This is a genomic window from Micromonospora sp. AMSO31t (assembly GCF_008868175.1).
Lineage (GTDB): Bacteria > Actinomycetota > Actinomycetes > Mycobacteriales > Micromonosporaceae > Micromonospora.
Map to the genome: position 1 here is coordinate 1 of NZ_WBKT01000245.1, position 5797 is coordinate 5797.

The 5797-nt window shown below is 72.6% G+C and carries 5 protein-coding genes and 1 rRNA gene; 2 read left to right on the plus strand and 4 right to left on the minus strand.

Features of this window, described 5'->3' with window-relative positions:
- Window positions 1–499, plus strand: a 499-nt coding sequence (locus tag F8274_RS29695) for a VOC family protein (protein WP_192580049.1), incomplete at its 5' end; no start/stop codon positions are given.
- Window positions 500–509: 10 nt separating this feature from the next.
- Here the strand turns inward: F8274_RS29695 and F8274_RS29700 are convergent.
- Genes F8274_RS29700 through F8274_RS29710 form a run of 3 tightly spaced genes read right to left on the minus strand, consistent with a single transcriptional unit; the run spans window position 510 to window position 4848 of the window.
- Window positions 510–902 (minus strand): DUF4233 domain-containing protein, encoded by a 393-nt coding sequence (locus tag F8274_RS29700; RefSeq protein WP_151465660.1) that lies wholly within the window; start codon window positions 900–902, stop codon window positions 510–512.
- On the minus strand, window positions 899–2233 hold the full coding sequence (locus F8274_RS29705) for a folylpolyglutamate synthase/dihydrofolate synthase family protein (RefSeq protein WP_151465661.1): 1335 nt from the start codon (window positions 2231–2233) through the stop codon (window positions 899–901). Before F8274_RS29705 ends, F8274_RS29700 begins: the two co-directional genes overlap by 4 nt.
- Entirely contained in the window at window positions 2230–4848 is a 2619-nt protein-coding gene (locus F8274_RS29710) for a valine--tRNA ligase (protein ID WP_151465662.1), read from the minus strand. The genes F8274_RS29705 and F8274_RS29710 overlap by 4 nt, the downstream gene beginning before the upstream one ends.
- A 71-nt stretch (window positions 4849–4919) precedes the next feature.
- Between F8274_RS29710 and F8274_RS29715 the strand changes: the two genes are divergently transcribed.
- Window positions 4920–5597: a hypothetical protein gene (locus tag F8274_RS29715; protein ID WP_151465663.1), complete on the plus strand. Its 678-nt coding sequence runs from the start codon at window positions 4920–4922 to the stop codon at window positions 5595–5597.
- Window positions 5598–5682: 85 nt separating this feature from the next.
- Here F8274_RS29715 and rrf read toward each other — a convergent pair.
- Window positions 5683–5797: ribosomal RNA gene (rrf, locus tag F8274_RS29720) — 5S ribosomal RNA — on the minus strand; the annotation flags it as partial.

Consider the following 5797-nt stretch of genomic DNA (forward strand, 5'->3'; position numbering starts at 1 on the left):
CGTGCCGGTGGACCCGATCGACGTCCCGCTGGACGAGCCGGCCGGCGAGGCGCCGCCCACCCCGGAGGAGCTGGACGAGGCCATCTTCGGCCCGGCCGGCGAGGACGAGCCGGCCGAGGCGGCGAGCCCGATCAGCGGCATCGGCATCACCCTGCTCGTCACCGACCTGGACCGGTCCCTGGACTTCTACCGGGACCTCGGCTTCGCCGAGGTGGACCGGGGCGAGGGCAACGCCGTCCTCGCCTCCGGGCCGACCCGCCTGGTGCTGCGCCGGGTGACCGGGGCCGCACCGATGAGCCGCCGGCTGGTCCACGTCAACCTCGAGGTCGACGACATCCAGTCGGCCTACGAGCGGCTGCGCGGGTCGGGCGTCCGGTTCACCTACGCCCCGCGGGTGGTCAACCGGGGCACCAAGCTGGAGGTGTGGGCGGCCGCCTTCCGCGACCCGGACGGGCACGGCGTGGCGCTCACCCAGTGGCGCACCCTCGCCGACGCCTGACCCCGCCGGCTCAGCGGAGGATGACCCGCCGCACGTGCAGGGCATACGCCCACACCAGCGCGAAGATGACGCCGAGCGCGAACAGCGACCAGTGCAGCAGCCCGGCGAGCAGCAGCAGGCCCTGGAGCACGGTGCCGGCGTTCCAGGCCCAGGCCCGCTTCATCAGGCCGGCCAGCACCACGCAGGCGACCGCCAGCGCGACGATCGCGGCGACGGCCGCCCCGCTGAGGTCTCCGCCGACCACCCGGATCGGCTGGATGGCCAGCAGCAGCACCAGCGCCTCCAGCGCGAGGGTGCCGGCGCCGAGACCGCGGACCGCCTTGTCGGGGTCGCGCAGCCCGGAGCGCCGCGGCCCCGGCTGCTCCGCCCCGTCCGGCGGGCGCTCGTCCACCGGGCCGGTCATCGCTTGAGCAGCCGGCGGGCGTCGGCCACGGTCACCACCGATCCGGTGATCAGCACGCCCACCCCGGCCAGCTCGCCCGGCACGTCGGACTCGGCCTCGGCGACGGCCGCCTCGATGGCGTCCGGCATCGCCTCGGTCACCTCCACCCGGTCCGGCCCGAAGACCTCCCGGGCCAGCGCGGCCAACTCGTCGACGGGCATGGCCCGGGGCGAGCTGTTGGCGGTGACCACGATCGAGTCGAGCACCGGTTCGAGCAGCTCCAGCAGGCTGGCCGCGTCCTTGTCGCCGAGCACGGCGAGCACCCCGACCAGCTTGCTGAACGCGAACTCCTCCTGGACCGCGGTGACCGTGGCGGCCATCCCGTGCGGGTTGTGCGCGCCGTCGAGCAGGATCGTGGGGGCGGTGCGGACCCGCTCCAGCCGGCCCGGCGAGCTGGCCACCGCGAAGCCCTCCCGGACCGCCTCGATGTCGAGCTGCCGCCGTGCGCCCGCGCCGAGGAACGCCTCCACCGCCGCGAGCGCCACGGCGGCGTTCTGCGCCTGGTGCGCGCCGTGCAGCGGGATGAAGATCTCCTCGTAGACCCCGCCGAGGCCCTGGATGGTGAGCACCTGGCCGCCGACCGCGACCGCACGGCGCAGCACGCCGAACTCGGCGCCCTCCCGCGCGACGGTGGCGCCGACCTCGGCGCAGCGTTCCAGGATGGGCCGGGCGGCCTCCTCCTCCTGCGCCGCCGCGATCACCGTGGCGCCGGAGTGGATGATGCCCGCCTTGTGCAGCGCGATGTCCTCGATGGTGTCGCCGAGCCACTCGGTGTGGTCCAGCCCGATCGGGGTGATCACCGCGACGCCGGCCTGGATCACGTTGGTGGCGTCCTCGGCGCCGCCGAGACCCACCTCCACGACGGCGACGTCCACCGGGGCGTCGGCGAAGGTGGCGAAGGCCAGCGCCGTGGTCAGGTCGAAGTAGGTCAGCGGCTCGGCGGAGCGCTGGTCGACCAACTCGGCGAGGGGCGCCACCTCCCGGTACATGGCCACGAACCGGTCCTCGCTCACCGCCTCGCCGTCAAGGCTGATCCGCTCCCGGACCGTCTCCAGGTGCGGGCTCGTGTAGCGGCCGGTGTGCAGCCCGAACGCCCGCAGCAGCGCGTCGATCATCCGGGCGGTCGACGTCTTGCCGTTGGTTCCGGTCAGGTGGATCGACGGGTACGCCCGCTGCGGGCTGCCGAGCAGGTCGAGGAGGCTCTCGATCTTCTCCAGCTCGAAGTGCATGCGGGTGAAGCCGCGCGCGTTCAGCGCGGCCTCCACCTCGGCGAATTCGGTGCGGTCGGTCACGAGGGAAGCGCCTCCAGCGCGGCGTCGATCCGGATGAGATCGGCCTCGGCCACCGCGAGCCGCTCCCGGATCTTGGCGACCACGGGCTCGGGGGCCTTGCCGACGAACGCGGGATTGTCGAGCTTCGCCCGCGCCTGCGCGGCCTCCTTCTCGGCGGCCGCCCGGTCCTTGGTCAGTCGGGCCCGCTCGGCGGCCACGTCGATCGAACCACGGGTGTCCAGCGCCACGCTCACCTCTCCCGGCATGGCGAGGGTGGCGCTGGCCTGGAAGTCGTCGCCCGGCGCGTCGAGCCGGACCAGCGAGCGCACCAGCGGCTCGTGCGCCGCGATGCCGGCGCCGGTCAGGCCGTCGAGCCGGGCGGCCACCCGCTGCGTCGGGCGCAGCCCCTGGTCGGACCGGAACCGCCGGATCTCGGTCACCACCCGCTGCAGGGTGCCGACCTCGACCTCCGCGGGGTCGTCGACGAGGGTACGGTCGGCCGCCGGCCACGCGGCGGTCATCACCGTCTCGCCACCGGTCAGGGCGGTCCACAGCTCGTCGGTGACGAACGGGATCACCGGGTGCAGCAGCCGCAGCAGCTGGTCCAGCACGTGCCCGAGCACCCGGCGGGTGGCGTCGGCCGACGCCCCGCCCTCGGCGAGCACCGGCTTGCTCAGCTCCACGTACCAGTCGCAGACGTCGTCCCAGGCGAAGTGGTAGAGCAGGTCGCAGACCTTCGCGAACTCGTACGCCTCGAACTGCTCGTCCACCTCTGCGCTGACGTGCGCCAGCCGGGACAGGATCCACCGGTCGACGGTCGACAGCTCGGTCGCGGCCGGCAGCGGCCCGTCGGTGTGCGCGCCGTTGAGCAGCGCGAACCGGGTGGCGTTCCACAGCTTGTTGCAGAAGTTGCGGGAGCCCTGGCACCACTCCTCGCTGACCGGCACGTCCTGGCCGGGGTTGGCGCCCCGGGCCAGGGTGAACCGGGTGGCGTCGGCGCCGAACCGGTCGATCCAGTCCAGTGGGTCGACCACGTTGCCGAACGACTTCGACATCTTCTTGCCGTGCTCGTCGCGCACCATGCCGTGCAGGGCGACCACGTCGAACGGCTGCACGCCGTCCATGGCGTAGAGGCCGAACATCATCATCCGGGCGACCCAGAAGAAGAGGATGTCGTAGCCGGTGACCAGCACGCTGGTCGGGTAGAACTTCGCCAGGTCCGGGGTGCGCTCGGGCCAGCCGAGCGTGGAGAACGGCCACAGGCCGCTGGAGAACCAGGTGTCCAGGACGTCCTCGTCCTGCCGCCAGCCCTCGCCGGTCGGCGGCTCCTCGTCGGGGCCGACGCAGACGATCTCGCCGGCCGGGCCGTACCAGACCGGGATGCGGTGACCCCACCAGAGCTGCCGGGAGATGCACCAGTCGTGCATGTTGTCGACCCAGGCGAAGTAGCGCTTGGCCAGCTCGGCGGGCTCGATCTTCACCCGGCCGTCGCGGACCGCGTCGCCGGCGGCCTGGGCCAGCGGGGCGGTGTTGACGAACCACTGCAGCGACAGCCGCGGCTCGACGGTCGTCTTGCACCGGGAGCAGTGCCCCACGGCGTGCACGTACGGCCGCTTCTCGGCGACGATCAGGCCCTGCTCACGCAGCGCCGCCACGATCGCCGGGCGGGCCTCGTAACGGTCCAGGCCCTGGAACGGGCCCGGCGCGGTGATGATCCCCCGCTCGTCCATGATCGTCAGCTGCGGAAGGTCGTGCCGCTGGCCGATCTCGAAGTCGTTCGGGTCGTGCGCCGGGGTCACCTTCACCATGCCGGTGCCGAAGCTCGGGTCGACGTGCTCGTCGGCCACGATCGGGATCCGCCGGTCGGTGAGCGGCACGTCCACCTCGGTGCCGATCAGGTGCCGGTAGCGCTCGTCCTCCGGGTGCACCGCGACCGCGGTGTCGCCGAGCATGGTCTCGGCCCGGGTGGTGGCGACCACCACCTCGTCGCTGTAGCGGATCGAGATGAGCTCGCCCTCGTCGTCGGTGTGCTCGACCTCGATGTCGGAGAGCGCCGTGAGGCAGCGCGGGCACCAGTTGATGATCCGGGTGGCCCGGTAGATGAGGCCGTCGTCGAAGAGCTTCTTGAACATGGTCTGGACGGCCCGGGACAGGCCCTCGTCCATGGTGAAGCGCTCACGGTCCCAGTCGACCGCGTCGCCGAGCCGGCGCATCTGGCCCAGGATGGCGCCGCCGGACTCGGCCTTCCACTGCCAGACCCGCTCGACGAACTTCTCCCGGCCCAGGTCGTGCCGGGACAGCCCCTCGCCGGCGAGCTGCCGCTCGACCAGGTTCTGGGTGGCGATGCCGGCGTGGTCCATGCCGGGCAGCCAGAGCGCCTCGAAGCCCTGCATCCGCTTGCGGCGGTTCAACGCGTCCATGAGGGTGTGCTCGAACGCGTGGCCCATGTGCAGCGAGCCGGTGACGTTCGGCGGCGGGATGACGATGGTGAAGGGCGGCTTGCCGCTGTCCGCCGATGCCCGAAAGTGGCCGGCGGCTACCCACTGCTCATACCGTCGCTGCTCTACCTCGCCGGGCTGGTACTGGCCGGCGAGGGTCGGGGCGTCGGGGCGTCGGGCATCCAGTCTCTCGGTCACCCCTGAAAGTCTACGGAGCGCTTTCGGAGACCCGACGTGCCCCACCTGTTAGTTCGCGTACGGTGGCGGACATGTCCGACGCGCACCTCACCGAGCGTCCGGTCGACGACGGTCCCGAGCCGGTCGACCTCACCGACGAGCCGATCCGGCTGAGCCGCCGCGACCCGGCGCTGGAGCCCGAGCGACGCCCGGTCTCCCGGCGACGGAAGATCGCGCTCGCGGCCGCGCTGGCGGTCGGGCTGGCCGGCGCCGCGGCGCTCGGCCTCGGCGGCTGGCGGGTGCTCGCCGAGAAGGACACCGACCTGAGCACCCCGGCCACGGTGGCCGGGCTGTCCAGGGACGACAGCGACCGGGCCCGCAGCACCGCCGACTACCTGCGCGACGGTTTCGCCGCCGACATCGAGCTGGACCGGAGCTTCGGCACCGTCTACACCGACCCGGCGGACGCCAAGAAGTCCGTGCTGCTCTTCGGCGGCACCACCCTGCTGTGGCAGCCGGAGCGGGATCTGGACAGCCTCTTCGGGCTGATGGCCGACGAGACCGGCAAGGTGACCGGCCTGCGCAAGGTGGACGCCGGCGCCCTGGGCGGCGTCATGAAGTGCGGCACGACCAGCGGTGACGGCGGCGACTTCGCGGTCTGCGGCTGGGCCGACCACGGCAGCGTCGCGATGGGGATGTTCCCGGGCCGGGCCGTGGACGACTCGGCGGCGCTGTTCCGCCGGCTCCGCGAAGGCATCCAGACCCGCTGAACGGCCGGCACCCCTCGGGGTGCCGCAATAACGCCTGGGAAACGCAGTCAGGGCCACCCCGAAGGGTGGCCCTGACTGGAAGATTGTCCGGCGGTGTCCTACTCTCCCACACCCTCCCGAGTGCAGTACCATCGGCGCTGGAGGGCTTAGCTTCCGGGTTCGGAATGTGACCGGGCGTTTCCCCTCCGCCATGACCGCCG